Source organism: Corynebacterium sp. LaCa_70 (assembly GCF_058182015.1).
Genome location: NZ_CP190914.1, coordinates 461,046 through 485,683, shown reverse-complemented (window position 1 = coordinate 485,683; position 24,638 = coordinate 461,046). Strand labels below are relative to the sequence as shown.

Annotated in this window: 23 protein-coding genes and 5 tRNA genes; 8 read left to right on the top strand and 20 right to left on the bottom strand. The window is 56.7% G+C overall.

Annotated features, from left to right (window positions below; translation table 11 throughout):
• Window positions 1-95 precede the first annotated feature (95 nt).
• On the top strand, window positions 96-890 hold the full coding sequence (locus ACP8MI_RS02175) for a FadR/GntR family transcriptional regulator (RefSeq protein WP_049167446.1): 795 nt from the start codon (window positions 96-98) through the stop codon (window positions 888-890).
• Window positions 891-962: 72 nt separating this feature from the next.
• On the opposite strand, the gene nrdE is transcribed toward ACP8MI_RS02175, so the two are convergent.
• The 5 genes from nrdE to ACP8MI_RS02150 all read right to left on the bottom strand — a co-directional run bounded on the left by nrdE (window position 963) and on the right by ACP8MI_RS02150 (window position 6,181).
• Window positions 963-3,125, bottom strand: a complete 2,163-nt coding sequence (gene nrdE, locus ACP8MI_RS02170) for a class 1b ribonucleoside-diphosphate reductase subunit alpha (protein WP_049167445.1) — start codon at window positions 3,123-3,125, stop codon at window positions 963-965.
• 91 nt (window positions 3,126-3,216) lie between these two features.
• Entirely contained in the window at window positions 3,217-3,657 is a 441-nt protein-coding gene (gene nrdI, locus ACP8MI_RS02165; protein WP_018120866.1) for a class Ib ribonucleoside-diphosphate reductase assembly flavoprotein NrdI, read from the bottom strand.
• Between the two features lie 104 nt (window positions 3,658-3,761).
• Window positions 3,762-4,007 (bottom strand): glutaredoxin-like protein NrdH, encoded by a 246-nt coding sequence (gene nrdH / locus ACP8MI_RS02160; protein ID WP_026167934.1) that lies wholly within the window; start codon window positions 4,005-4,007, stop codon window positions 3,762-3,764.
• A 498-nt stretch (window positions 4,008-4,505) separates the two neighbouring features.
• Window positions 4,506-4,628: a type B 50S ribosomal protein L36 gene (gene ykgO, locus ACP8MI_RS02155; protein WP_018120863.1), complete on the bottom strand. Its 123-nt coding sequence runs from the start codon at window positions 4,626-4,628 to the stop codon at window positions 4,506-4,508.
• Between the two features lie 104 nt (window positions 4,629-4,732).
• Window positions 4,733-6,181, bottom strand: a complete 1,449-nt coding sequence (locus ACP8MI_RS02150) for a sugar porter family MFS transporter (protein WP_284789566.1) — start codon at window positions 6,179-6,181, stop codon at window positions 4,733-4,735.
• 41 nt (window positions 6,182-6,222) lie between these two features.
• Here ACP8MI_RS02150 and nadE point away from each other — a divergent pair, with 41 nt between their 5' ends.
• The gene (gene nadE, locus ACP8MI_RS02145; RefSeq protein ID WP_126844602.1) at window positions 6,223-7,077 is read left to right on the top strand and encodes an NAD(+) synthase; all 855 of its coding nucleotides are present in this window, start codon (window positions 6,223-6,225) and stop codon (window positions 7,075-7,077) included.
• A 41-nt stretch (window positions 7,078-7,118) separates the two neighbouring features.
• On the opposite strand, the gene ACP8MI_RS02140 is transcribed toward nadE, so the two are convergent.
• Window positions 7,119-7,922: a fructosamine kinase family protein gene (locus ACP8MI_RS02140; protein ID WP_337891686.1), complete on the bottom strand. Its 804-nt coding sequence runs from the start codon at window positions 7,920-7,922 to the stop codon at window positions 7,119-7,121.
• A gap of 41 nt (window positions 7,923-7,963) precedes the next feature.
• Between ACP8MI_RS02140 and ACP8MI_RS02135 the strand changes: the two genes are divergently transcribed.
• The gene (locus ACP8MI_RS02135; protein ID WP_018120859.1) at window positions 7,964-8,773 is read left to right on the top strand and encodes an SNARE-associated domain-containing protein; all 810 of its coding nucleotides are present in this window, start codon (window positions 7,964-7,966) and stop codon (window positions 8,771-8,773) included.
• A 51-nt stretch (window positions 8,774-8,824) separates the two neighbouring features.
• Here the strand turns inward: ACP8MI_RS02135 and ACP8MI_RS02130 are convergent, their stop codons facing one another.
• Window positions 8,825-9,367, bottom strand: coding sequence for a hypothetical protein (locus ACP8MI_RS02130; RefSeq protein WP_018120858.1), 543 nt, complete (start codon window positions 9,365-9,367; stop codon window positions 8,825-8,827).
• Window positions 9,368-9,463: 96 nt separating this feature from the next.
• Between ACP8MI_RS02130 and ACP8MI_RS02125 the strand changes: the two genes are divergently transcribed.
• On the top strand, window positions 9,464-10,654 hold the full coding sequence (locus ACP8MI_RS02125) for a cytochrome P450 (RefSeq protein WP_018120857.1): 1,191 nt from the start codon (window positions 9,464-9,466) through the stop codon (window positions 10,652-10,654).
• A 574-nt stretch (window positions 10,655-11,228) separates the two neighbouring features.
• Here ACP8MI_RS02125 and ACP8MI_RS02120 read toward each other — a convergent pair.
• The 7 genes from ACP8MI_RS02120 to ramA all read right to left on the bottom strand — a co-directional run bounded on the left by ACP8MI_RS02120 (window position 11,229) and on the right by ramA (window position 18,609).
• A tRNA-Ala gene (locus tag ACP8MI_RS02120) sits at window positions 11,229-11,301 on the bottom strand.
• Between the two features lie 204 nt (window positions 11,302-11,505).
• Window positions 11,506-12,225 carry a DsbA family protein gene (locus ACP8MI_RS02115; protein ID WP_018120855.1) on the bottom strand — a complete coding sequence of 240 codons (720 nt, stop codon included), beginning with the start codon at window positions 12,223-12,225 and terminating at the stop codon, window positions 11,506-11,508.
• Between the two features lie 64 nt (window positions 12,226-12,289).
• Window positions 12,290-12,811 carry a MauE/DoxX family redox-associated membrane protein gene (locus ACP8MI_RS02110; protein WP_275432477.1) on the bottom strand — a complete coding sequence of 174 codons (522 nt, stop codon included), beginning with the start codon at window positions 12,809-12,811 and terminating at the stop codon, window positions 12,290-12,292.
• 1 nt (window position 12,812) lies between these two features.
• Window positions 12,813-15,428, bottom strand: a complete 2,616-nt coding sequence (locus tag ACP8MI_RS02105; RefSeq protein WP_239211117.1) for an ABC transporter permease — start codon at window positions 15,426-15,428, stop codon at window positions 12,813-12,815.
• 2 nt (window positions 15,429-15,430) lie between these two features.
• Entirely contained in the window at window positions 15,431-16,249 is an 819-nt protein-coding gene (locus tag ACP8MI_RS02100; protein WP_147578690.1) for an ABC transporter ATP-binding protein, read from the bottom strand.
• 161 nt (window positions 16,250-16,410) lie between these two features.
• Complete coding sequence (gene murA / locus ACP8MI_RS02095) at window positions 16,411-17,673, bottom strand: UDP-N-acetylglucosamine 1-carboxyvinyltransferase (RefSeq protein WP_147578691.1); 1,263 nt, start codon at window positions 17,671-17,673, stop codon at window positions 16,411-16,413.
• Window positions 17,674-17,766: 93 nt separating this feature from the next.
• Window positions 17,767-18,609, bottom strand: a complete 843-nt coding sequence (gene ramA, locus ACP8MI_RS02090) for an acetate metabolism transcriptional regulator RamA (RefSeq protein WP_147578692.1) — start codon at window positions 18,607-18,609, stop codon at window positions 17,767-17,769.
• 302 nt (window positions 18,610-18,911) lie between these two features.
• On the opposite strand from ramA, the gene cysK reads away from it, so the two are divergent.
• Together cysK and epsC are read left to right on the top strand one after the other, a co-directional pair.
• Window positions 18,912-19,847, top strand: coding sequence for a cysteine synthase A (cysK, locus tag ACP8MI_RS02085; RefSeq protein ID WP_239211119.1), 936 nt, complete (start codon window positions 18,912-18,914; stop codon window positions 19,845-19,847).
• A gap of 21 nt (window positions 19,848-19,868) precedes the next feature.
• Entirely contained in the window at window positions 19,869-20,435 is a 567-nt protein-coding gene (gene epsC / locus ACP8MI_RS02080) for a serine O-acetyltransferase EpsC (RefSeq protein WP_018120848.1), read from the top strand.
• Between the two features lie 190 nt (window positions 20,436-20,625).
• Here epsC and ACP8MI_RS02075 read toward each other — a convergent pair whose 3' ends face one another.
• The 3 genes from ACP8MI_RS02075 to ACP8MI_RS02065 form a co-directional block, all read right to left on the bottom strand.
• A complete protein-coding gene (locus tag ACP8MI_RS02075; RefSeq protein WP_239211121.1) occupies window positions 20,626-20,916 on the bottom strand; it encodes a GNAT family N-acetyltransferase in 291 nt (96 codons plus the stop codon).
• A gap of 168 nt (window positions 20,917-21,084) precedes the next feature.
• Window positions 21,085-21,157: transfer RNA gene (locus tag ACP8MI_RS02070), tRNA-Phe, on the bottom strand.
• A gap of 54 nt (window positions 21,158-21,211) precedes the next feature.
• Window positions 21,212-21,285 (bottom strand) — tRNA-Asp (locus tag ACP8MI_RS02065).
• Between the two features lie 173 nt (window positions 21,286-21,458).
• Between ACP8MI_RS02065 and ACP8MI_RS02060 the strand changes: the two genes are divergently transcribed.
• Entirely contained in the window at window positions 21,459-22,295 is an 837-nt protein-coding gene (locus ACP8MI_RS02060) for an SDR family NAD(P)-dependent oxidoreductase (protein WP_239211126.1), read from the top strand.
• A 48-nt stretch (window positions 22,296-22,343) separates the two neighbouring features.
• On the opposite strand, the gene ACP8MI_RS02055 is transcribed toward ACP8MI_RS02060, so the two are convergent.
• Together ACP8MI_RS02055 and ACP8MI_RS02050 are read right to left on the bottom strand one after the other, a co-directional pair.
• A tRNA-Asp gene (locus ACP8MI_RS02055) sits at window positions 22,344-22,420 on the bottom strand.
• A 31-nt stretch (window positions 22,421-22,451) separates the two neighbouring features.
• Window positions 22,452-22,524, bottom strand: a tRNA-Glu gene (locus tag ACP8MI_RS02050).
• Window positions 22,525-22,664: 140 nt separating this feature from the next.
• Here ACP8MI_RS02050 and ACP8MI_RS02045 point away from each other — a divergent pair.
• A complete protein-coding gene (locus ACP8MI_RS02045; protein WP_284589661.1) occupies window positions 22,665-23,081 on the top strand; it encodes a metal-sensitive transcriptional regulator in 417 nt (138 codons plus the stop codon).
• Here the strand turns inward: ACP8MI_RS02045 and ACP8MI_RS02040 are convergent, their stop codons facing one another.
• On the bottom strand, window positions 23,082-24,542 hold the full coding sequence (locus ACP8MI_RS02040) for a DUF4185 domain-containing protein (RefSeq protein WP_284589660.1): 1,461 nt from the start codon (window positions 24,540-24,542) through the stop codon (window positions 23,082-23,084).
• Between the last annotated feature and the right edge of the window lie 96 nt (window positions 24,543-24,638).

The window sequence follows — 24,638 nt, the reverse complement described above, 5'->3', positions numbered from 1 at the left end:
ACGGGTGCACGAGCCCAATCTCTCCTTACTAATCTAGCCGGTTGCTCGCCTCCGTGACGAACTCCCAGCCAACCACCACCAGCCAAACCACAACGATGAAAGGCAAATCACCTGTGACCTCGCCGACCCATCCCCACGGTGCGACTGCTCCCACCCCACTGCTGGGCTCGGTCTTTGATGAACTCGGTCGGGAAATAGTCGCCGGTGAACACGCCGTAGGTTCGCACTTCACGCTGCAGTCCATCTGTGAACGCTTTGGAATTTCACGCACCGTGGCTCGGGAAACCATGCGGGCACTCGAACATGTCGGGCTGGTGGAATCCGGCAGGCGGGTCGGCATCACGGTGCTGGAACAGCAGCACTGGGCTTTGTTTGATCCTGCGGTGATCAGGTGGCGGTTGGCAGCTTCCAATCAGCGGGGCGCACAGTTGTCTTCACTCAACGAACTCCGCATGGCGATAGAACCGGTTGCAGCACGGCAAGCCGCCGAGCACGCGAGTGCCGAGCAGCGCGCAGAAATCCTAGAATTAGCCGAACGGTTACTGCAGTTAGCGAACAAGCCCGCCGAAGCGGGCTCAAAAACGAGCACAGAAACGGGCACAGAGCAAGACTCTGAGCACGACTCTGCTGCAGAGTTTTTGGAAACGGATCTTCGCTTCCATTCGCTGCTTTTGCAGGCGTCCGGCAATGAAATGTTCGCAGCGCTCGTCCCGGTATTTTTTGCGGTCCACAGCGGCAAGACCGTTTTTGGTGTGGATTCTGATAAACCAGTGGCCAACACCCTGGATCTGCACCAGGAGTTGGCCCAATACGTCAGCGACGGCGACGGCATCCACGCCGAACGCACCTCGCACGCGTTACTGCACGAGGTGGCGCGTTCGCTGGAATAACCCGTAAACCAGCAGACCCGCGAACCAGCAGCTAGGCCACTATCCGACCTGCTACTGCGGCGAGGGCAAGCCTTACAGCATGCAGGAAACGCAACCTTCGACCTCGGTGCCTTCCAGTGCTTGCTGGCGTAGCCGGATGTAGTACAGCGTCTTGATGCCCTTGCGCCATGCATAAATCTGCGCTTTGTTGATATCACGCGTGGTCACGGTATCGGTAAAGAACAGCGTCAACGACAGGCCTTGGTCCACGTACTTCGTCGCCGCGGCGTAGGTGTCGATGATCTTTTCGTAGCCGATTTCGTAGGAGTCCTGGAAGTACTCTTGGTTATCGTTATCCATGTGCGGCGCCGGGTAATACACACGGCCGACTTTGCCTTCCTTGCGGATCTCAATCTTCGACGCGATCGGGTGGATCGACGACGTCGAGTTGTTGATGTAGGAAATCGAGCCTGTCGGCGGCACTGCCTGCAAGTTACGGTTGTACAAGCCATGCTTGGCGACGTCGTGCTTCAGCTGTGCCCAATCCTCCGCGCTCGGGGTGGTGATCGACGAGTTCGCGAAAAGCTCTTTGACCTTGTCGGTCTTTGGAGCAAACTCCGCCGGGTCGTAGCTGTCGAAGAAAACGCCACTGGCGTAGTCAGATTCTGGGAATTCCGCGAAGTACTCGCCACGTTCACGCGCTAGCTTGTTCGACGCCTTCAGGCAGGCATACATGACGGACGCGAAATACGCGTTGGTGAAATCCAGTGCTTCTTCGGAGCCATAGTAGATGTGCTCGCGGCCCAAGTAGCCGTGCAGGTTCATCTGCCCCAGGCCGATGGCGTGCGAGCTGTTGTTGCCCTCGCGCACAGACGGTACGGAATCGATGGAGGTCTTATCAGCCACCGCGGTCAACGCGCGGATAGCCATCTCGATGGTCTTCTCGAAATCCTGCGAGTCCATGGCTTTCGCGATATTCAGCGAACCAAGGTTGCAGGAAATATCGTGGCCGATGGAATCATACGTCAGATCGGCATTCAGCACCGAGGGGCTGTTAACCTGCAGAATTTCCGAGCACAAGTTGGACATGTTGATCCGACCGGTCTTGACCGGGTTCGCACGGTTGACCGTATCTTCAAACATGATATACGGGTAACCGGACTCAAACTGCAGCTCAGCGATGGTCTGGAACAGGTGGCGCGCATTGATCTTGGACTTGCGGATGCGCGGGTCTTCAACCATGTCTTCGTAGTGCTCGGTAATCGAGATATCCGCGAACGGTTTACCGTAGACACGTTCGACGTCATACGGCGAGAACAAATACATGTCCTCATTGCGCTTAGCCAGCTCGAAGGTGATATCGGGAATCACCACGCCGACGGACAGCGTCTTGATGCGGATTTTCTCGTCCGCGTTTTCGCGCTTGGTGTCCAAAAACGACAGAATGTCAGGGTGGTGTGCGTTGAGGTACACTGCACCCGCCCCCTGGCGTGCGCCGAGCTGGTTGGCGTAGGAAAACGCGTCTTCCAACAGCTTCATCACTGGGATCACACCGGAAGACTGGTTCTCAATGTGCTTGATCGGTGCGCCGGATTCGCGAACGTTCGACAGCAGCAGCGCCACGCCTCCGCCGCGCTTGGACAGCTGCAGGGCGGAGTTGATGGAACGGCCGATCGATTCCATATTGTCTTCGATACGCAGCAAGAAGCACGAAACCAGCTCACCGCGCTGGGCCTTGCCTGCATTCAAAAACGTCGGGGTGGCCGGCTGAAAACGCCCCGACATGATCTCATCGACCATGGCCTTGGCAATCTCCTCGTCGCCGTCGGCAAGAAACAGCGCGGTCATGGATACGCGGTCTTCAAAACGCTCCAGGTAACGACGACCGTCAAATGTCTTCAGCGTATAGCTGGTGTAGTACTTGTAGGCGCCCAAAAAAGTCTGGAAACGGAATTTGTATCCATAGGCCTGCTTGAACAGCGATTTGATGAACTCGAAGTCATACTGCTCGATCACAGCCGGGTCGTAATAGGCGTTGTCTACCAAGTAATCAATTTTTTCTTCCAGGTCATGAAAGAACACGGTGTTCTGGTTGACGTGCTGGATGAAGTATTGGTTCGCCGCTTCGCGGTCCTTATCGAACTGGATCTGTCCGTTTTCGTCATAAAGGTTCAGCAACGCGTTCAGCGCATGGTAGTCGAGCTGCTGATCGGTGTTGACGGGTTCGGCGACGGTTCTGCCGACGTGAGTGGTCACGGAAAACCTTCCTGCTTGTTGTCCTGCTTGTTGGTCCTGTTGCACGAGCGTGCAATTACTCAGTGTGTGTAACTGGAGGGTGTATATGAAGTTAGGATGCGAGACCTTCTACTAAGCCAAGCCGGTGGGCGTTGTTATCTAGGCCTTGCCGGACGAGCTCCACGTCTTCTGCGGTGCCCATGAGTTCGAAGCGGTAGACATACGGCACGTTGCACTTGGCAGCAATGATGTCTCCTGCTTTGCCGTAATCGGCACCGAAGTTGCTGTTGCCACCAGAGATGACAGCACGCAAATATTTGCGGTTGTCCGGATCATTCAAGAATTTAATGACCTGCGGCGGAACCGGCTTGGCGGTGCCTCGAGTCAACGAAACCCCTCCCCCATAGGTTGGGCACACCAGCACGAACGGCTCATCGACACTGAGGTGACCTTCTTGTGCCGGGCGCAGCGGAATGCGTTTGGAGCGATAGCCTAGCTTGTCGACGAATCGCTTGGTGTTTTCCGTCGTGGAAGAAAAGTACACGATCAACATCGTGGGCCTTACTCCTGTCTCTGCGGTCTATGGGAGAGGGGGAATATGAAGTTATTACAGGTGGTGCTTGTCAGGCGCTACGCGCGGAGCACCCTAAGCGCGGTCTAGGCAGACGCGGTGGCTACGGTCTCAGCCAGTGCGCTCAAACGCTCTGGCCGGAATCCGGACCAGTGCTCGCCTTCTGCCTCCACAACTGGGGCCTGCAAGTAGCCCAGTGCCATGATGTAGTCGCGGGCTTCATCATCCATGGAGATATCGACAACGTCGTAATCCAGGTTGAGAGCGTCCAGCTTCTTTTTGGTCATGGTGCACTGCATGCAAGCTGGCTTGGAGTAAACGGTGATTGCCATGGGAGAGACTTCCTTGTCAGTACGCGAGTGGGCGAAAAATTCTAGTACTTAATTCTTTGATTGTGCGGTTTGTGAGGCAAGCGCTGCGGCTCGCTTCGACCTCATCGACACTATACTTTGTGGCGAATCGGCGCAATAACACTATATGTAGTAGTTACAACTGTGGAATCCCCTGCTGGTGATTTTCACAGCCCCCACATCTAGCTCGCCCCAGACAATTCCCGCTGCCGTCAAGAACCCCCCATCCGGCCATCGCCAGCATTTTCCCAGGATGCCCCACCAGAGCGTTATCAAATCGTTATACAAGGATGTAATTTCACAGGATGTGACAAGACTGTGAACAAATTGTGGAAACTTCTCATGGGAGCGAAACCAGGACTGAGCCCCGCACAGAGACAACGGGCTCCGGGGCTATGGAGGTAGAGCAAAAACCGCCGACCCACTCTATTCCGAGTGAGACGGCGGCTTGCATAAAGCTTCAGAAGAAACCCAGGTGAATTAGCCCTGACGTGCCTTGAAGCGTGGATCTTTCTTGTTGATCACGAAGGTTTTACCGTGGCGGCGGATAACCTGGGCGCCCGGTTTCCTCTTCAGCGACCGAAGCGACTTGCGGACCTTCATCGGGCGCTCCTTTCTGTACGCGGCTACTACACAGCGTGTAGACAATAATTATCAGTGGCCACCCAAAAGCAGTGACCATAACACAAGCTGACAGTCTACCTATCTCACACCTGTTTTCCCAAATCCCACCGTTTCTCCATCACTTCACCGACTTCTTCCAGGCTGCGGCCCATGGTCTCCGGAATGAAGACCCGAACAAAGCCCAGCGCCACCACGCCCAGCATGGCGAAGGCGACGAAGGTTCCAGATCCACTCAAGACCTCCGTCAATGGCAAGAAGAACTGCGCGACGGCCCAGTTGGCTACCCACAGCGCCAAACCGGCAATACCCATGCCCAGTCCGCGAGCCTGCACAGGCACGATCTCGGAGATCAACAGCCAGGTCGTCGGCGAGACCGCCGCCTGCTGGAAGGCAATAAACACGGCCATCATGCCCAACGAGATCAGCGCCCAGGTGGTGTTGCCGTCGGCAAGCGAATAAGTCACCGCCAATATCAGCAACGAGACGATATTTCCGGTCAACCCCCACGTCAGCAAGCGTTTACGGCCAACGACGTCAATGATTTTCAGCCCGACCCAACATGCAATCACCGAGACCACACCAATGACGATGGAGGTATAAACCGCGTTGGTCGTCGAGATGCCGACCTCGCTCATCATCGTCGGGGCGAAATAAATCACGGCATTGACCCCAGTGATCTGCTGCGTCACACCGATGAACATCGCCAATAAAATGGTCACGCGCACCCACCGCAGCTTCTTGAATGCTTGGAATTCCTCGGACGTCTTCGCGTGTCCGGCAGCCGCGCTTTCCGGCACGCCACCTGTGCCTGCATCGTGTTGCTCGGCTTCGACGACTATGGACAGTTCTTCCAGCGACATGCCCGCCCGGGCAGCTACCGCACGGGCTTGTTCGGTACGGCCCCGGCGCGCCAACCAGACGGGGGTATCCGACAAAAAGATCATGCCGGCAGTCAGCATCGCACCTGGAATCGCGGCCATGCCCAGCATCAAGTGCCAATTGCCCGTCGGTGCCAATGCGGAGTTGACCAAGTAAGCCAGCAGCTGGCCGACGACGATCATCAGCGTATTCAGCGAGACCATGCGCCCGCGCACCGCGGCGGGAACTTTTTCTGCGATATACATCGGCACCACGATGGAGACCGCGCCAACCGCCACCCCCAAGAATGTGCGGGCGGTCGCCAATTCATTAACTGAACCCGCCATCGCGCACCAGATGGACCCAGCACAAAAGATCACGCCGTTGATGATCAGCGTCATGCGCCTGCCCCACCAGTCCGCCACTCGCCCGCCGAGCAACGCACCGATGGCCGCTCCGACCAACAGCATGGCCGTTACGCGGCCCTCTTCGGCGGCAGACATGCCAAATTCCGGGCTGATATACAGCAGTGCTCCAGACATCACGCCGGTGTCATAGCCAAAGAGCAGGCCACCAATGGCCGCGAATGCAGCGACCATTTTTACGTAGCGGCGGGTCTCGGCAGTCTGCGCGCTGGAAATATCGCGCGCACTAGTCTGGTTATTCTCGGTCATTTTCACAAACACACATTGTGTCAGGCGACTAGGCTAAAACCATGCCGAAAAACCCCAGCAATAAGCAAGAATCAATCATAAAAGCCCTGGGTGTGAAGCCCTTAATCGATCCAGAAGAAGAAATTTCCCGGCGCGTTGGCTTCCTCGTCGAATACCTGCAAACCACCGGCGCGCACGGTTTCGCGCTCGGCATTTCCGGCGGGCAGGATTCCACTCTGGCAGGGCGCTTGGCGCAGTTGGCGGTAGAAAAAATGCGGACGGAAGGCAACCGCACAAAAGGCCACCAGGTGGAATTTTGGGCGCTGCGCCTGCCGCACGGCCACCAGCATGACGACGCCGATGCCCAGCTAGCACTGGAATTCATCCAGGCTGATCACACCGCCAGCATCGATATTGCTCCCGCCACCACTGCCCTAGACCAGGCGGCCGCGGCGGCAGTTGGTGAGACTAGTTTGAGCGATTTCAACCGCGGCAACGTGAAAGCTCGGCAACGCATGATCGCGCAATACGCCGTCGCTGGCGCACGCGGTTTATTGGTGATTGGCACTGATCACGCCGCGGAAAACGTCACCGGGTTTTTCACCAAGTTTGGCGATGGTGCTGCGGATGTTCTGCCGCTGGCTGGGCTGAATAAACGTCAGGGGGCGGCACTTCTGCAACACCTCGGCGCCCCAGAAGCGACCTGGCAGAAGGTTCCGACGGCGGATCTGGAAGACGACCGCCCGGGCCTTCCCGACGAAGAAGCGCTGGGTCTGCGGTATTCCGAGATCGACGATTATCTGGAGGGCCGCGAGGTCAGCGCCGAAGCTGCTGCACGGATCGAACAGTTGTGGGACGCAGGCCAGCACAAGCGGCATTTACCAGCCACGCTTGCCGACGACTGGTGGCGCGGCTAGGCCCAGAATTAGACCAGGGTTAACGGAGAATTAGCCTAGTATTAACCCAGAATCCGCAAGGTTGCCTGTGCCGCGCGCTGTAACGGGCCCGCATACGCAGGGCCGTGGGTCAGGTTGTGTACTGCCAGCGGGTGCAGCTGGTGCATCGGAATAAGTTCGCGCCAATTTTTCGGCAACGGGGATACCTCGTGGTAGCCGGCGATGATTTCGTCGAAATGCGGGGCCCCGAATAGATCCAGCATCGCCAGATCAGTCTGCGGGTGCCCACCGTGGGCTGCGGGATCGATGAACACGGGACCGTCAGTGCCAAACAGCAGGTTGCCCGTCCATAAATCGCCGTGGATGCGGGCGGGCCGCAGATTCCATTCGGTAGCACGAATGGCTTCGCAGGCGCGCATAACCTCGGCTAGTTCGTCGTCGGCAAGATTGCCTGCCCGGTGAGCCGCCTGTGCGAAAGGCTCCACGCGTTGGCGGGTATAAAACTCGCCCCACTGATCGCTCGGGGTGCATTCTTGCTGTTCGGTGCCGATATAGTTCGGCCCATCCCAGCCTTGGGGTGGTGCGCCAAAAGCCGGGGCTCCAGCGCCGTGAATACGGGCTAACTCACGGCCCGCTCGGCGAGCTACCTCCGGGGTAGGCGCAGCTGATTCCACGTAGGCGGTCTCTAATTCGTTGCGTTCTGAATTCAGTGACACCACTGCTGGCACGCATTCACTGGCCTCGGCCAACCAGCGTAAGCCGGCCGCTTCTGCCTCGGCGGCACGGTATTCATTCGGGCGTTTCACGAATGTTTGTGTCATATCAGCCGATGATACGCGCGGTGCCAAACAGCAACAGGCGTGAATCCCAGCACTATAAAACGATAATGGTGCTATAAAAGATCGATATGAGCGATGGAACCGCGGATGCGAATCACACCGGTAAGGACAGCACGGACACAGATTCCTGGCAGCAAGAACTGCCCAGTTTCATGCGCAATTTCGAGCGCTTCGACTGGATTCTGTGGGGTCTGCTGGCAGCCTCTGGAATCTACGGCCTTGCGCTGTTGCCGTTCCGCGCAGTGTTGCTGATCGATTACACCTTCGTATACACGGTGCTCAGTGGATCGAGTTTGTCAGTGCTGGCGCTCACGGCAGAAAACGAAGATAACGTCGGACTTATCGTCGCTGCAGTGCTGGTTGCAGCCGTAAGCATGGTGAAATTCCTGCCGCTGTTTTATCTCATCGGCAAACGCTGGGGCCCGATGTTTATCGATTATTCGTTCATGGGGCACCCGCCGTTGTGGTTCCGGAAGCTGGAGAATTTCATCTACCGGCACCCTGGTTTTTGTTTGTTGCTGTCGTTTATCCCATTTTCCCCGATCCCTGCGACGATCATTGTGGTCATCGCCGGTATCAAACGCACCAAAGGCTGGGTTATCGGTACGTATGTGCTGGTCTATGCCATCGCCCTGAAATGCTTCTACGTCTATTTGGGCCTAACTTTTGGTGCCACGGTGCGCGAAACCTTGGTGACCATCGAGCGCTATGTCACCTGGATTACCTTCGCGTTATTGGGTTACATGTTTTTCACGATGTGGCTGAAATCCAAGCGGAAGAAGGCACGTTTGCACACCATGGACGACGCCCATGGACTCAGCAATACGGACGGCAGGGCTGAGAAAGACGACCGGATCACGAAAGACGACGCGAACTAGTGGGAGAAGCTCGGTGCTAGCTCGCCGACGGGGCGACCCCACTAACAACAGCTAGCCCAGAGCCTGCGGGTTTTTCGGCAGCAACCGGCGAGTAACTACCACCATGAACGTGATCAGCAAAATAAACAACGCAGCATCAGCAGCAACGTAGAAATAGTGCGTGGTCGAGCCACCTGCAAAATTTCCGGCCAGCACGGCATCGGTACGGATATTGAGGATCGGGCGAATCACCAGAATTTTGATCGCCAGCACCACGCTAATCGCGATGCCCAGGCCCCAGAGTTTCTGCCGCGACGGCCGCCCCAGCAGCCGCACCAGCGTCGTAATGAGTACGACGGCCAGGATGACCTCGACGATGTTCATCGCGAAAAACACCCGTCGGCCAATGCCCAGCCCCAGTGGAATCGTAATCCCTGGGGCGGTGAATTTCAGCGGTGCCTCGATCAGGGAAATGCCGATGATCAGGCCTAACCAAATCGCAGGCAGGAAAAACAGTAGGCTCCGTTTTCCGCGGCCACCTCCGATGGGTTCCGAAGCCAGCTTGCGTGCACTGCTTTTTCCGGCGCTTTTGTTCGAACTAGCAGTCTTTTTCATGCCTCCAGTTTAGCGGTTTGCCCTACTGCTATTGGCCAGAATTTTCTATTTCACATTTCTTATTTCAACAGAAAAATTTCTGTTAACCTCGAAATTGTGTCTGAAAAACTACCTTCTTCCCCTGACAAGCTAGACATTCGCACTTCCGACCCGGCCGGGCGTGATCCGTTGGCTTATTCCCACGACGTCCATGCCCATGGCTGCCCGATTGTGCATGACGACGCCGGAGATATCGTCGTTGTCGGCCACGCAGAAGCCACCCGCGTCGCCCAGGATGCCGAAACCTTTAGCTCCGCGGTCTCGCGTTATTTACAGATCCCGAACGGGCTGGATGGCGACAAGCACAGCGCTTTCCGACGCTTGCTGGATAACTACCTAAATGCCGACGAGGTTGCTCGTTACAGCGCAGATTTTCACCGGGTGGCCCGCGAGGTCATCGACGGATATCTTGCCGACGCCCCCGCTGCCGGGGATGAAGTAAGCGTCGATGCCGTGCAAGATTTGGGCTACGATTTTGCGGTGCGCGCCATGGTCGCATGGCTGGGATGGCCACGTGCGATTGAGCCCCGGATGAAGGAATGGGTGGAGAAAAACGCGGCCGCCACTCGCTCTGGACAGCAGCACCGCACCGCCCGAGTGGCCCAAGAATACGACGAGATCATCAACGAGGTCGTCGGTGAGGTTCGTGCTGCCGGGCAGGATTGCGTGACCTACCGCTTGATCAATGACACCAGTTTGGGCCGCGAGTTGGAATTCGAAGAGATCGTGTCCATCCTACGCAACTGGACCGGCGGTGATCTTGGTTCGATGGCGAAATGCGTGGGAGTTCTGTTGCACGCGCTCGCAAATAACACCGCCGTACAAGAGCGCATCCGCTCCGGCGTGTCTTCCGAGGAGCTGGTGGCGCTTGTCGACGAGATCTTGCGCATTGACGATCCGTTTGTTTCTAACCGGCGGGTCACCACCCGCCCAGCAACGGTGGGTGGCAAGCAAGTCGACGAAGGCCAGCGAGTGTATTTGCACTGGACTGCTGCAAACCGTGACCCGGAGACATTTGCCGACCCAGACGGCTTCGATCCAGAGGCGAATGCCGAGAAGAATCTGGTCTGGGGCACCGGGCCACATGCGTGCCCCGGCAAAGATCTGTCGATGGTAGAAATCGGCGCTTTTGTCGAGGAGCTGCTCGCAGTAGCCACCGTGAAGGCGAGTTCGCAGGCAGGCGCAGAACGCGATGAGCACCCGGTCGGCGGCTGGAGTAGCTTGCCGATTACTCTGCAACGGCGCTAAAAGCATAGCGCAAAATTCCGGCGCCTCTGCCTGGATTGGATCCGCGATAGTTAGCTTTACTATTGCTATCGCCTTGCTATCGCCGCTCGCTTAGCTCTTCTGCGCGTTCGCTATTTGGCTATAGACCCATTCCGCGCAAAAGAAAACAAGCAACGAAATACCCACTGGCCACACGCCGCCTATCCTTCCTGCCAACGCTAGCACCCCAAAAATGGCTGCACTAAGACCAGAAAGAAAAATAACAGCGGCGCATAGCTGCTTCTTTAACTGAAGCATTGGTTTTTGACCTCCATGATTCCTGAGGAGTCTCGTCCACGCACGAACTTACAATGTGTGCCGGTAACACAACAGACCCCTGCTCGGCTGATTAGCTGCCGCTTTCCGTATCTGTCCAAACCGGCTATTGCTACCTGCCATGAGTGGCATCACGACCGAAAAACGTGTCTCCATTGTGTCGAATATAAGTCGATGCCGGTCCCCTACAGTCTGTTTTACACAAACAAGAATACCCCGAATAACCAGCGTAGATACAGCAAAACCCCAGGCCATTAACGACCAGGGGAAATACAAAAAGTGGAGCTAACGGGACTCGAACCCGTGACCCCCACACTGCCAGTGTGGTGCGCTACCAGCTGCGCCATAGCCCCAGATTGAAACTCACAGCGATGATCAGTTGTTTTTCGCGGTCTGTTCAACGAATGTTGAGTTTACACTTTCACCTTATGCGCAAACAAATCCCGCGCTCAGCATAGGTTTTCGGAAGATTCTCTTCTACCCCAGGCGGAGTGCGAGAGGTGTCTGTGAAGCTGTGCTAGCTTTCGAGATCCGCACTGTTCTTAGCGCGCAGCATATTACTTGGACCCAACAGCGACCTTCACCCAGTCGTTGATGTCGTCCACTTCCAAGTCTTTGCCATCCATCAGAACGCGTGGGGTGGAAACGCGACCCACCTTGGATTCCAAGTCTTTCCCATTGGCCTCGCCAGCTTCGCGGGCCTTCTCTAGGAACTTGCCATTGCGAATGTCCTCGACAGCCTCGTCAGATGCTTCCATCTGCGCGGCCGCATCAGCGAAATCATCAGGGCCCCAGCTACGGGCAATATCCTGCTGGTTTTCGAACATAGCTTCACGCAGGTTCCACAGGGCGTTGACGTCGTCATGCTCTGCTAATGCCAGCAGAGCGGCAACTGCCTGGGTGGAATGACCGTCGCCCTGGTTGTCCAGGAAAGTCATAGGGTGAATCGATACGGCCAGGTTTCCAGCGTTGATTTCTTCCAGAGCCTCAGCATCCGTGGCTTCTGCCAAGTGTGCGCAGTGTGGGCAGGAGAAATCCTCATACAGATCAACGTGTGGGGCCTTGTCGGCATCACCAAACGTCAGGGTGTTGCCGTCAAAACTCGTTTCTGCAGAAACTTGCTTGATCTCCCAATTGGCAAATTTCTCTGCTTTCGCACCCTGTCCAGCGATGACGATATACGCAATCACTGCTACCACGATGACCAGCACCGCGACGATGGCACCGATAAAGCCCGCGCTTGATTTCTGGTTCGGGTTGGTTACTTTCTTACTCACTCATCCACCTTGTTCTTCGTTGGTTCTCGCTAGCGAGAAGGTCTCAGTTAAGGATAAACGGCCGCTACGGATAAATAGCTAAGCGTCGGAAAGGCCTGCGCGCAATCCACACGCTTAAGAAGATATAAAACACATCCCGCAGGATTGTGCGTAAATAGTTCATAGCCTGATCCGATTCGCTGATGTCGACGGTGAAGCAACCGCAATCGATCATCAGCCCACGCGCCCAAGCGGACCCTACACCGATGATAAACAGCACGAGCACCGTCGTCGATACCCAGCCCGCTGGTTTCAGGAACAAACCAAGAAGCAGAAATACTCCCCCGGCGATCTCCAGCGGGCCAATCAGATGTGCCAATGCCGAAGACCATTCCGGGGTAAAGATTTCGTAGCCCTCAATGGTCTGTGTCACGGACAAGTGCTGATTCAATTTCGCGGAGCCAGCACTGATCCAGATATAGGCCATATAAAACCGAGCGAAAGCGCTCAAGGCCTCGAGCACCCAGAAGCCTAGAGAGTGGCCCTTCCAGGTGCGTTTCGCCGCACCAACATCCTTGGGCTCAGTCGTGCTGTCCATATCACTCATGCTAGTCCGCGATGGCTTCCAGCGGTGGTGTCTTAGCTGCCTTGCGTGCTGGCCACAACGCGGAAACCACGCCCACGACTGCCGCACCACCCAGCATGATCAGCACCTGGTTCCACGGAATGACCGCCCCACCGAGCCCCTCACCTGCCAGCACGTCGATAAACGCCCAGCCCAGGCCAAGCCCTGCAAGAATTCCCATGATGGCGCCGAACAGCGCAATCTGGACGGCCTCCACGATGATCATCGTGCGAATCTGTCCACGGTAAGCACCAACCGCACGCAACATTCCGATTTCTTGTCGACGCTCAATCACACCGAGTGTCAGCGTATTGATAATGCCCAGCACCGCAATAATCACGGCAAGCGCCAGCAAGGCGTACAGGATTGACAGCATCTGATCGATCAGCTGGCTAGCCTCATCGGCATATTCGGCACCGGTTTTCACCTGGATGACCAGGAATTCCTTGACCGATTCCACCAGCCGCTCGCGCATCTCATCTTCACCGACGGAATCATCGGTGTTTACCGCGATCATTTGGATCGGTGCGGTATCGCCGTCCATGACTTCATCAACGGCAGATTGTGAAACCAGCAGGTTTTCGAAGATATCGTTCTCGCTGCTGTAAATGCCGGTGATGGTCACCTCTGTTTCGTGCCCAGGTTCCACAGCGACTGGTTCGCCAGATTCATCAGAACTTTCGGCGGTCTCGAGCGTCGTCAGTGGCAGTGCCTGGCCGACGGTCCAGCCTTGTGCTTTCGCTAAGTCCTCGCTAACCAGCACACCGGGTTCTGCCACCAAGTCTGCCGACCCGTCGACAATATCCATATCGACGAAATCCTGCGGGTTGCCGTCAATGCTGTTGGTAAAGGTATAGCCCGGACCATAGTTGTATCCGGCCTGGCCGGCGATCTGCACTGGCGCCATGCGCATGGTCACTGTGCTTTCCACGCCGTCGGTTTCTGCCAGCGCCCCCGGAACCGCTTGGGGTACTGGGAAGGATCCATCCTGTGGGCCGGTAGCCAAGAAATCAGCCGTGACGGTTTCTTCCAGCATGTCGCCGATGCTGTTTTTCATGGTCGCACCCAGCATGCCAATGCCGGTGACCAGCATCATTCCCAGGGTCAACGCGAATGCCGTGGCAGCGGTACGACGTGGCGAGCGGCGCGCATTCGTGGAAGCCAGCCGTCCCATAGAACCAAATGGCGCACCGATGACCCGCCCCAGCGCGGGCACGATGCCCATGCTGAATGCCGGCCCAGCCATGAAGTAGCCGACGACTACTAAGAAGGCGCCGATGCCAACCAAGCTGGCGCGCAGGGTAGTTCCCGAATCGTCCAGCAGCATCGCCAGGCCCGCGGCCAGCACACCGGCGACGATAATGATGGTTCCTATGATGGTGCGCACAGTCAGCGGCGCCCCGGCGGCAGATTCTGTCGAGCGCATGGCTTCGACTGGCTTCACCCTGCCCGCCCGGCGGGCCGGAGCCCAGGCAGAACCGATGGTGACCAGAATTCCCAAGATAATTGGCACGACAACGGCGGAAACCGACAAGCCCAGGCCCCCACCGTCGAAGGACATCCCGCGCGCTGATAGCACTGCGCGGATCACCGCAACCAAGCCGATGCCGGAAATGACGCCGAGCACCGAACCTAAGAAGCCGACGACCAGAGCTTCGACGACCACTGATCCGGTGATCTGGCGCTGGGAGGCACCGATAGAACGCAGCAACGCAAATTCCTTGATGCGTTGGGCGACAATCATCGAGAAGGTGTTGGCGATAATAAACGTGCCCACCAGCAGACCGATCAGCCCGAAGGCAACCAAGAAGTAATTGACGAAGCTCAGGGCGTTACTGATTTGTTCCGTCAAATCGTCGGCAAGCGCTTGCCCGGTTTGGGCTTCCACCTGTGGGTATGTCTCGTTGAGGTGGTCAACCAGCTGCTCGGAAGTGGTGCCATCGTGTGCGGCGACGGTCATCTGGCTAGCAATACCGTCCGGGTTAAACAGGTGCTGGTACGCGCCTGCCTCCATCAACACAGACAGCGAGCCCACCCCTTCTTCCAGGGCTGGGGTGTAGATTCCGCTGACGGTAACCTCATAGCGCTCATCCGGAGTGACCAGGATGATCTTCTCGCCGACGTTGATGTCTTGTTCTTCCGCGGCGGCGTCGTTAACAATGACTTCGCCCTCGCCGCGCGGTGCTGCCCCATCAATGATTTCATCGGCCTCACCCACCTTGGCTTCCGGCGGGTAATACATTTGCAGCGTCGACGTACCCCCGCCGACTTGGTAGGCCTCGAGGTTCTCATTAGCAACCACGACATTGGTGGATTCGGTGAGGTTGACCGCCCGCACGGACTCGTCGTCAGTAATGGCCTGGACAGTCTCACCATCAATGGCCGGGGAGCCTTCTGCCGGACTGACGGCCGCGTCCACGTCCTCATAGGCACTGCCGACGGCTGCTGCAAACGTCGACGACAGCGAATTAGTGAACATGAACGCGCCAGAAATAAACGCGGTGCCAAGCATCACCGACAGCACCGTCAGCGCCAAGCGCAGTTTATGCGAGACGATATTGCGCACGGCGATGGTGCGCATGGATGTACGCTTCGCCATCTTTAGCCCTCAATTCCCGCCATGGTCTGCAAAATATCGTCCATGCTCGCCCCATACAGCTCGTCGACGATGGTGCCGTCCTTCAGGAAAATCACGCGATCCGCATAAGAGGCAGCACGCGCATCGTGCGTCACGATCACGACGGTTTGGTCATCGTTATCGACTGCGGTGCGCAGAATATCCAGCACCTCTGCCGAGGAATTAGAATCCAAGTTACCGGTCGGCTCATCACCGAAAATAATCTCCGGACGCGAGACCAACGCGCGGGCACAAGCCACGCGCTGCTGCTGGCCACCGGAAAGCTCTGCTGGGCGGTGATCCAGCCGCTTGTCCAAGCCCAAACGCTCCGTGACCTCATCGAACCAGGCTTGGTCTACGTCTTTACCGGCAATATTCAGTGGCAACGTGATATTTTCCGCCGCTGTGAGTGTTGGCACCAGGTTAAACGACTGGAAAATAAAACCGAGCCGGTCACGCCGCAGCTCAGTAATGCCTTTATCGCCAAGCTGCGACAGGTCTGTATCCCCGATGAAGGAATGCCCTGCAGAAGCCGCATCTAGCCCAGCCATGCAGTGCATGAGCGTGGATTTGCCGGAACCGGAAGGCCCCATGATCGCGGTAAATTTTCCCCGCTCAAAAACCACATCGACAGCGTCAAGCGCGACAACTTCCGTATCACCCGAGCCGTATTTCTTGGACAACCGGTGCGCGCGGGCAGCGGGAACAGCTTGTGGTTCATCCTGTGGGTCAACGGCATGTTTGCCAGTGGCGTGTTTGCCTGTGCCTGAGCTTTGCTGTGGGCCATTGTCGTGAGCCGTCATGTGGGTGCGAACCTTTCCGGAAAGTTTCGGCGAAATCTAGCGCGTGATTACTCCAAGCAGACTACCCGATGGGGCTCACACCCGGGCAAGGTTTTCCGGTATTCCCTGGGTTATTCCCCCGAAAACCCCGGTTTGTCCAGGCGCTGCACCAGCAACCCTGACTATGCAACGGAGCGTTCGATGGTTGCCCCCAAACGCTGCAGATTCTCCACAAAATTTGGGTATCCGCGATCAATATGGTGCACGTCATGGACGGTGGTCACCCCGTCGGCACGCAAAGCTGCCAGTACCAAACCGGCGCCCGCGCGAATATCGGAGGACCACACGCTTGTCGACGACAGCTCATCGATGCCACGCAACACGACGTGGTGGCCATCCACTTGGGCGTCCGCGCCGAGTCGCTGCATTTCGTCCACGAACCGGAATCGCGCCTCAAACACGTTTTCCGTGATCACAGACATGCCGTCGGCAAGCGCGGAAATGCCAATTGCCATCGGCTGCAAGTCTGTCGGGAAGCCAGGAAACGGCAGGGTTTGGTAGTCGACAGCGACCGGGCGCTGGTCCATGCGCACGCGGAATCCGTTTTCGTACGATTCGATTTCGGCACCCGCGCTGCGCAGCTTTTCCAGCGGCAAATGTAGATGCTTCGGGGCAATGCCACCGACCGTAATATCGCCTTGCGTCATCGCCGCAGCGTAGGCCCACGTGCCAGCCACAATGCGATCGCCGATCACTTCGTGTTCGATCGGGTGCAGCTTGTCGACGCCGGTGATCACGATTTTCGACGTCCCGGCACCTTCTACCTGTGCGCCCATACCATTGAGCATGTCGCACAAATCAACAATTTCTGGTTCCCGCGCTGCGTTATGCAGGGTGGTCACGCCGGCGGTCAGTACTGCGGCAGTCAGGATGTTTTCTGTAGCGCCGACCGAGGGGAAATCGAGTTTGATTTCTGCGCCATGCAGGTTTTCTGCCTCCGCGACGACAGCACCGTGCTGGATGCGGGTAATCGCACCCATTTTTTCCAGGCCTGATTGGTGCATATCGAGGGGGCGGGAGCCAATCGCATCGCCGCCCGGCAACGCGACGACAGCGCGACCACAGCGCGCAGTCAACGGACCAAGCACGCAGACTGAAGCCCGGAACTGCCGGACTGCCTCAAAATCCGCATCTGGGGATAACTTTTCGCTGCTAGGCGTGGTGATCCGTACGGTAGGACCATCGATGTCCACCTCACAGCCCAACCCTTGCAGCACGTTTTGCATCAAGGGAACATCAAGGATTTCCGGGCAGTTGTGCAGCGTGGTCGTACCTTCTGCTAACAGCGCCGCGGCCATCAACTTCAGCACGCTGTTTTTGGCTCCGTCGACTTTGACCGAGCCCTGCAAGCGTGCGCCACCGGTGACTAAAAATATATCCTTCACGGTGTTAAACAGTACCGATTTCTACCTTGCTTATGGTCGCATTCGGCCAGCCCGTCTGGGCTCGCATAGTTTTTTGTGGGCTAACGCAGATCTTTACGGCAAGGCGCCGATGCGACGAGCCGCATTTACGGCTTCGTACCTGGTGTGTGCGCCTAGTTTGCGCATGACCGAACGCAGGTAAGACTTCACGGTTTCTGCACCAATGCCCATTTCTTCTGCAGCTTCCACATTGGTATGCCCCAGCGCGACACATGAGAGTACGTCGAGCTCACGGGCAGACAGCCGCGTAGATTGCTTCACGCGTACTGGCGAGACCATTTGCTCACACAGCACCTCGATTTCTTTGCGCATATTGTCATCATCGACGCGGTTAGCCAGCATGCGCAGTTTGGAATGTGTGGAACGCACCTGCTCCCATTCCGCGCCATTCATGCTGCGGTTTGAGCGCGGCGTGGCAGGCACGGAGGCTTCGAATTGCCGTAGCGCAGAATTGACTGCGAAATCTTGTTCCAGACAACGGGCTGTCATCGTAACTTCTTCGATAACTTTGTCACCCAAGCGCACCGGCGAGTGCACGCCCACGTACAGCACCCCACGGATTTCGCGGCGCACGATGACTGGCACTGCCAGTAATGAATGCAGCCCTTCGTCCTGCATCACTTGGTCATTTTCGTGGCTAATGATGTTTGCACGCACGTAATCGGAAACACCTACCGGGCGCCGGGTGCTGACCACGCGCCCACCGACGCCGGTTCCTGGTTCCATGATGAGGTTTTGCAGCGCAGGTGTACGCAGCCCAACCCACTGCGTGATTTGCAGGCGGTTATCAGCCAACAAGGTGGCGTACATGGTGACGGGAATGCTGGTGGAATTTTTCAGCGTCGTGAGCGCAGAGCGGATGGCTTCGTCATCGTCTTTGACTAGTTGGGAATCCATGAAGTCTCCTCATCTGGGTGTACCCATTTGGGTGTTTCCAAAACCGCGTGACCTCACTGTAGCGTGAAAACGGGGGTAATACCTAACCCCGATCGGCCCCACCGGAAACTTCACACCAAGCTGAAATTTTCGTTGGCAAAACCCCCGACTTGGCTGTCTAGAATATAAAGACTGCTCTGTCTAGTTCCATGCTGTATAGTGGTGCGCAGAAAGAAAACCCCAATTTCATTGCAGAGTGCCGTGCATAGTCGCTACACAGACCAATGCATAGATTCTGCAGCCGCAAAGGAGATGAACAACAAATGGGTAAGGTATACAACAACATCCTGGACACCATTGGTGGCACCCCACTGGTTCGTTTGAACGAATCCGTCAAGGGCCTCAAGGCTAATGTCTACGCGAAGGTAGAATCCTTCAACCCAGCAAACTCAGTGAAAGACCGCATCGGCCGCGCGATCGTCGATGCCGCCGAGGAATCCGGCCAGCTGAAGCCAGGTGGCACCATTATTGAGGCTACCTCCGGTAACACCGGTATCGCCCTGGCTCTGGTGGGCGCAGCCCGCGGCTACAAGGTCATCTTGACCATGCCAGAAACCATGTCCAACGAGCGCCGCGTTCTGCTGCGCGCCTACGGTGCAGAAATTGTTCTCACCCCTGGTGCAGCAGGCATGCAGGGCGCCGTCGACAAGGCCAACGAGATCGCCGAGGCCGAAGACAATGCCATCCTGGCCCGTCAGTTCGCTAACCAGGCCAACGCCCAGGTGCACTACAAGACCACTGGCCCAGAAATCTGGGAAGACACCGACGGCAACGTCGACATCTTCGTTGCTGGTATCGGCACCGGCGGCACCATCTCTGGTGCAGGCAAGTACCTGAAGGAAAAGAACCAGGATCTGAAGGCTATCGCTGTTGAGCCAGCCGCTTCCCCACTGCTGACCGAAGGCAAGGCCGGCCCACACAAGATTCAGGGCCTAGGCGCGAACTTCATCCCAGAGATTCTGGATCGTTCCGTATTGGATGAAGTCATCACCGTCAGCAACGAAGACGCCGTCAAGGCTTCCCGTAAGCTGGCTGTTGACGACGGCATTCTGGGCGGTATCTCCACTGGCGCCAATATCAAGGCGGCCTTGGAGGTTGCAGCCCGTGAGGAAAACGAAGGCAAGAACATCGTCGTGATCATCCCAGACTTCGGTGAGCGTTACGTTTCCACCTTGCTCTACGAAGACATCCGCGACTAATCACCTGTTAGGCTCTTGTCTATGTTCCAGATCGTGTCCCGCATCCGCGAAGATCTTCAAAATGCCCGTGAGCATGACCCTGCTGCACGCGGCACCGTCGAAAATGCGATCGTGTATTCGGGTCTACACGCGATCTGGGCGCATCGCGTTGCCCATTGGTTGTGGCAGCGCGATTGGAAAGGGCCTGCCCGGGTTTTAGCGCAGCTGAACCGATTTTTCACCGGAATTGAAATCCACCCCGGTGCAAAGATCGGGCGGCGCTTTTTCATTGATCACGGCATGGGTATTGTCATCGGCGAAACCGCAGAAATTGGTGACGGCGTGATGTTGTATCACGGTGTCACCCTGGGCGGCCAGGTGCTCACCCAAACCAAGCGTCACCCAACGTTAGAAGACAACGTCGTTATCGGTGCCGGCGCCAAAGTATTAGGCCCGGTGACGATCGGGAAGAATTCCTCGGTCGGTGGCAATGCTGTGGTAACCAAGGACGTTCCGGCTGATTGCATTGCCGTGGGCATCCCCGCCGTGGCGCGTCCACGGAAGAAGGAAGAGTGTGAAAAACTGCGCGATCCGGATTACTACATCTAGGCATCGAGCTCTTAGACATCTAGGAACCGCGCACTAGGCGCCCTAGCGGGGTGCACAGCGCGTGGTCCACGCACATGGTTAAAGCCCGGGTATTAATCACCCGGGCTTTTCTGCTGCCTGCAAACCCTGGTTCATCGTGTGGATCTTCCCCTGGGCTTAGCCGCTGCAGAGTGGTTTCAGGCTAGCGCTTTTATTTCGCTACCAGCTCTTGGTATTCCTTGTTTTTCTGCAGGAATTTCTCGTATGCCGGGCAGGTAGGAATGATTTTGAGGCCGTTGTCCCGGGCGTGATCCAAGCTAAATTTGATCAATGGCTTGGACAGGCCGTTGCCTTGAAATTCTTCGTGCACCACGGTGTGGTCAAATTCACGGACGTCGCCGTTGTCTTTGTATTCAGAAAAACCTGCCAGCTCGCCGTCAACGGTTAATTCAAAGCGGGATTCTGCAGGGTTATCAGTGATTTGTTGGTTATGTGCAGTCATGAAACCTCTCCTTTGCTCATGTAGTTTCCGTGGATCGTGTGATCCTTGTGCCGGAAAACCTGACTCCCCCAGTATGCCAGCATTCCTGACTCCCCTGTATCCGAGCCCGCATCCACGATGCACAAAGCCCGCCAGGATGTTTCTGTAAACATTCTGACGGGCTAGATGTGGCCAGAAGCGGGATCGAACCGCTGACCTTCCACTTTTCAGGCGGATGCTCTACCAACTGAGCTATCTGGCCAAGGAAAATAATCATAGCATTGACGTTTCCGTGAATGCCGGGCATTTTCCTGAGCGACCCTGACGGGACTTGAACCCGCGACCTCCGCCGTGACAGGGCGGCGCGCTAACCAACTGCGCCACAGGGCCTTATTAACTTTATGTGACTTCGGATTCCGTCTGTGCAGACTCCGTTGCGCACGATGGTTAAGACTACCGTTTGCTTGCATACCTGAGCAAATCCGCACTACAAACACCATAAACCCGCCATCCAAACTTCTTCATCAGGCTCAAAGTTACGCTCATAAAGTTAAACTCCTAGTATGCCTATCGAAAATGTTGCACCCCGCACCATCGTCATCACTGGAGCATCAGACGGAATCGGTGCCGCAGCCGCACACACGCTACACAAGAACCGCCCGGGCGATCGGCTCATCATCGTTGGGCGCAATCCAGACAAGACACGCAGCGTCGCTAGTGCCATCGGCGCAGAGTATTTCACGGCAGATTTCGCTTCCCTGGCAGAGGTTCGAGCGCTTGCCGACGAACTCAGCCAGCTGGAACATATTCACGCCTTGGCCAATAACGCCGGCGGTATTTTTGACGGCCCTGTGACCACAGCTGATGGTTTCGAACTCACGTGGCAGATCAACGTTGTCGCGCCTTTCCTCTTGACTTCCCTTCTGCAAGATAAACTTCGTGCCGACGACGCCACCGTCGTACAGACTGCCTCTGTGGCGCATTTGTTGATGTCTTATTTTCGCCCGGAAGACCCAAACACCTTCCGGAATTTCAGTTCTTCCCGCGCTTATGGCAACGCGAAACTCGGCGATATGCTGTTGACTCGCTACCTCGACCTGCACGGACTAACAGCGGTGTCTTTTCACCCCGGCGCACTGGCGACCTCGTTTGCGCAAACGTCATCAGGAGTTATTTCCCGGGTTTATTCCAGTGTTGTGGCGAAGGCTCTCGGTGCTCCTTCTGTGGGTGGCGATAACCTGGCGTATTATTTGGCCGGAACTCCGGGGATTCATTTCGAATCCGGCGAGTATTACAACGAGAAACGCCGTCCAGGCAGGCAGCGTCCAATCGCGAAAAATTTGGTGGTCGCGCGTCGAATCTTCGACGATATGGCCGACAAGCTAGGCGTGAGTTGGTAGAGAAAAATCTCGAGGCACCGTTTCCACAACGATGACTCGAGATTTTGTTGGCGACCCTGACGGGACTTGAACCCGCGACCTCCGCCGTGACAGGGCGGCGCGCTAACCAACTGCGCCACAGGGCCAAACTGTGAAAGAGATTGAGAAAGCTCTTTGTACCCCCAACGGGATTCGAACCCGTGCCGCTGCCGTGAAAGGGCAGTGTCCTAGGCCGCTAGACGATGGGGGCTAGCGTGTTCAACACCTTGTTTCCTTGGTGTCGGCGACTTGCAATACATTAATACATGCCGTGATATTACACAAAACGGCAGGTAATAGACCATTTTTAGCCGTTTGTATGCGATGCTAAGCAACCAGTAATCTACGAGTATGAGCGCTGCGGATACCCCACAAGAACTCGCACAGACCATGGATACACAGACCACCGACGCACAACCCACAGACACACAGAACATGCAACGACGTACAGAACAGGACGACGATCATTGCCCGTGCACCCACCACGAGCATGGGTACAGCGCAGATAAATCCCGCTACCTGTCCCGTTTACGCCGCGTGGAAGGGCAAACTCGCGGGATACAACGAATGATCGACGAAGACCAATACTGCATCGACATCATCACGCAGATCTCCGCGATCACCTCAGCATTAGAAAATATTTCCCTGGACTTGCTCAACGACCACATCCATTCGTGCGTGGCCGATGCCGCGACCCAATCTGGGCCGCAGGCAGAAGCCACGCTGGACGAGGCCATGAAGGCCATCCGGAAGATCGTCAAGAGCTAGCTAGTTCAGCAGCGCGGCAGCGTCGGCGTCGTCAAGCTCGACGATCGTGGTGGTCTCATCAGTGGTCAGTTGCGGTATGGCGGCGTCGTCTGGAGCCACCTCGGTAACATCCAGGACTTCCGCATCGAACGGCACAACGTCTGCATCTGGCATCGGCGCCGAGCGCAGCGCACGTGGCTGTATTGTGTCAGCCCCCGTAATACCGAAGAATTTATCCAGCCCACGCACATTGAATTGCGTGGAGTTATAGCGCGAATTGTTCGACGTGTTCCATTGCGAGATCACCAAGTCCAGGTTATCCAGGGTCGAGCCGGGCGTGATGTAGCCGCCATAGGGCTGCGAGAAGTTATCCGGCCCCTGCGGCTGGCTCCACGGCCCGTTGCGCACGATGGTCGCCACCGGAACGCGGTTCCAGTCGGTCGCCAGGTCCCGGGAAATCCGGACCTCCACGGCTAATGTCTGCTCGTTGAACATCGCGAGCACCCAGTGGCCTTGGATATAGCGCAAAGACATTTCTCCGGCCTGTACAGGCTCGCTGAGTACCGGGTGCAGGGTTCTTGTCGACGCCGACTCCCACTGCCCCGTCCGCGGGTTGAAATGTTGCCAGGCGCGCGGGTTGGTGAGCTCGCCAGGCTGCATACGGCTCAGGTACACGTCGTGCTTGCGGCCAAATTTCGTCGACACCTGATAGATCCAACCATCCGGGCCTTGCTCCCAGGACAGTAGCTGCATCAGCCCACCCTTGTAGCCGCCGTCGATCGTGCCGACGGATTGCCAGGTCGCGCCGTGGTCGACTGATTTCCAAACTTGCGTGTGCGTGACGTTTCCCAGTGGTTTATTCCACATACCCTGCATGTACAGGGTCCCATTGAGGTTGAGCAGGTCGGATGGGATCACGGTCAGACCGTTATTGCCGTGGGAATATTTAATTAGCTGTTCAGCTTTGGCGCCGTCATTCAGCGGCTCCAGGATTTCGATGCGCCCATCCTGGGTTTTCTGGGCGACGACACCAACCGGGCTCATCCATTCGCCTTGCCCAAAACGCTGGCCACGGAAAGAATCCCCAAATACCACCGCAAATTTCTTACCTGGGGTGATTTCACGCATGATCCCTAGATCACCGGAATAAAAACCGGCGGCATCGGACTTGCCGACGCCGAGCAGATCACCCAACATCGTGACGTTGAAATCTTGGCGTGGCTTATGCGGTTGTCCTGGCTGGCCCGGTTGGCCCGGCTGTTCCGGGCGTTCTGGCTGCGGTGCCGGTTGCGGGGCCGGTTGCGGGGCTGGCCTACTACCTTGCCCACCTCCATTGGAGGAGCTGAAAGATGATTGCGCGTGGGCTGCTACCGGAATCACACCAGATCCAACCCCAATGCTGAAGCTCATTCCCAGCGCGATGGCCAGCGCATATGGCTGCTTTTTAGATGAAGGCCGCTGTGCGCGGCGTGGTTTTGTCATAACCAGCAATGTAGACCATCACCTATCCTTGTCATATACCCCATGGGGGTATAACATGGGGCGTATAGCGTCCCAAAAAACGATTACCCCAACAGA

What these genes read in the sequence shown, in the direction of transcription:
- nrdH (WP_026167934.1), bottom strand. Translation starts at nt 4,007, where the DNA reads ATGGCAATCACCGTTTACTCCAAGCCAGCTTGCATGCAGTGCACCATG.
- nrdI (WP_018120866.1), bottom strand. Translation starts at nt 3,657, where the DNA reads ATGTTGATCGTGTACTTTTCTTCCACGACGGAAAACACCAAGCGATTC.
- ACP8MI_RS02100 (WP_147578690.1), bottom strand. Translation starts at nt 16,249, where the DNA reads ATGACGGCTCACGACAATGGCCCACAGCAAAGCTCAGGCACAGGCAAA.
- ACP8MI_RS02130 (WP_018120858.1), bottom strand. Translation starts at nt 9,367, where the DNA reads ATGAAAAAGACTGCTAGTTCGAACAAAAGCGCCGGAAAAAGCAGTGCA.
- ACP8MI_RS02045 (WP_284589661.1), top strand. Translation starts at nt 22,665, where the DNA reads ATGAGCGCTGCGGATACCCCACAAGAACTCGCACAGACCATGGATACA.
- cysK (WP_239211119.1), top strand. Translation starts at nt 18,912, where the DNA reads ATGGGTAAGGTATACAACAACATCCTGGACACCATTGGTGGCACCCCA.
- ramA (WP_147578692.1), bottom strand. Translation starts at nt 18,609, where the DNA reads ATGGATTCCCAACTAGTCAAAGACGATGACGAAGCCATCCGCTCTGCG.
- ACP8MI_RS02040 (WP_284589660.1), bottom strand. Translation starts at nt 24,542, where the DNA reads ATGACAAAACCACGCCGCGCACAGCGGCCTTCATCTAAAAAGCAGCCA.
- ACP8MI_RS02150 (WP_284789566.1), bottom strand. Translation starts at nt 6,181, where the DNA reads ATGACCGAGAATAACCAGACTAGTGCGCGCGATATTTCCAGCGCGCAG.
- ACP8MI_RS02135 (WP_018120859.1), top strand. Translation starts at nt 7,964, where the DNA reads ATGAGCGATGGAACCGCGGATGCGAATCACACCGGTAAGGACAGCACG.
- epsC (WP_018120848.1), top strand. Translation starts at nt 19,869, where the DNA reads ATGTTCCAGATCGTGTCCCGCATCCGCGAAGATCTTCAAAATGCCCGT.
- ACP8MI_RS02110 (WP_275432477.1), bottom strand. Translation starts at nt 12,811, where the DNA reads ATGAGTGATATGGACAGCACGACTGAGCCCAAGGATGTTGGTGCGGCG.
- ACP8MI_RS02175 (WP_049167446.1), top strand. Translation starts at nt 96, where the DNA reads ATGAAAGGCAAATCACCTGTGACCTCGCCGACCCATCCCCACGGTGCG.
- ykgO (WP_018120863.1), bottom strand. Translation starts at nt 4,628, where the DNA reads ATGAAGGTCCGCAAGTCGCTTCGGTCGCTGAAGAGGAAACCGGGCGCC.
- ACP8MI_RS02075 (WP_239211121.1), bottom strand. Translation starts at nt 20,916, where the DNA reads ATGACTGCACATAACCAACAAATCACTGATAACCCTGCAGAATCCCGC.
- nadE (WP_126844602.1), top strand. Translation starts at nt 6,223, where the DNA reads ATGCCGAAAAACCCCAGCAATAAGCAAGAATCAATCATAAAAGCCCTG.
- ACP8MI_RS02105 (WP_239211117.1), bottom strand. Translation starts at nt 15,428, where the DNA reads ATGGCGAAGCGTACATCCATGCGCACCATCGCCGTGCGCAATATCGTC.
- ACP8MI_RS02060 (WP_239211126.1), top strand. Translation starts at nt 21,459, where the DNA reads ATGCCTATCGAAAATGTTGCACCCCGCACCATCGTCATCACTGGAGCA.